Origin of the sequence: Mesorhizobium sp. M8A.F.Ca.ET.207.01.1.1 (genome assembly GCF_004794715.1) — a bacterium.
In the GTDB taxonomy this organism is placed as follows: domain Bacteria; phylum Pseudomonadota; class Alphaproteobacteria; order Rhizobiales; family Rhizobiaceae; genus Mesorhizobium.
The window spans coordinates 1-278 of sequence record NZ_SRUS01000627.1; the positions used below are offsets into that span (position 1 = coordinate 1).

Consider the following 278-nt stretch of genomic DNA (forward strand, 5'->3'; position numbering starts at 1 on the left):
GGATCTGAAGCTGCGTGTACCGGGCGGGATGATCGCAGAGACATTCGCGAAAGCCGGCGCCAAGACCACGCTGCTGCCGGGCGGCGAGGTGTTCTCAGCGCTGGAGAAAGGCACGATCGATGCGGCCGACTACACGGGACCGGCGGTAAACTGGGCGCTCGGCTTCCAGCAGGTGACCAAATACATTTCCATGGGACCGCCCGGACTGATGTCGGTGTATCAGCCCGTCGACCTGATGGATTTCGCCGTCAACATGAATATCTGGAACCAACTCCCCG

1 pseudogene is annotated in these 278 nt (G+C 61.2%); it reads left to right on the plus strand.

From position 1 onward, the window contains the following. A pseudogene (locus tag EN850_RS36130) lies at positions 1–278 on the plus strand (ABC transporter substrate-binding protein); the annotation flags it as partial.